The 347-nt window shown below is 57.6% G+C and carries 1 protein-coding gene; it reads right to left on the bottom strand.

The window, feature by feature from the left end; all coding sequences use genetic code 11:
* Positions 1-311, bottom strand: a 311-nt coding sequence (locus A6X21_RS16555; RefSeq protein ID WP_131818393.1) for a hypothetical protein, incomplete at its 3' end; no start/stop codon positions are given.
* Between the last annotated feature and the right edge of the window lie 36 nt (positions 312-347).

Here is a 347-nt window from a genome sequence, read left to right as displayed (position 1 = left end):
TTGAGTTCCTTGACGTCGCTGACCTCATTGATCGGCGAGATGGTCAGGCCAATGCGCTCGTTGGTAAGCAGATTGCGAGAGCGGGGTGGCTTATCAAAGGTTTCGCCGTCGATCTGCACCAGCGCAGGCCGGCTGTATTCCATCGTGGCGAAACCCGACTCCTGGACATCGGTTACCTTGGTCGTGAAGTCGTATTCGAACGAGACCTCCTCGGGCAATGGCACAGGCTGACCTGGCTCGGTCGTTTCCAACAACAGGTGCGACCTCACTTGGTACTTGCGGGTCTCTCCCTTTTTGAACTTGCGTTCCAACGTGACGGGTGAGTCCCGGCGAAACGACGACGGACC

Origin of the sequence: Planctopirus hydrillae (assembly GCF_001707835.1) — a bacterium.
Taxonomy (GTDB): Bacteria; Planctomycetota; Planctomycetia; order Planctomycetales; family Planctomycetaceae; genus Planctopirus; species Planctopirus hydrillae.
The sequence above is the reverse complement of the archived record's forward strand: the minus strand, read 5'-3'. Positions and strand labels throughout refer to the sequence as shown.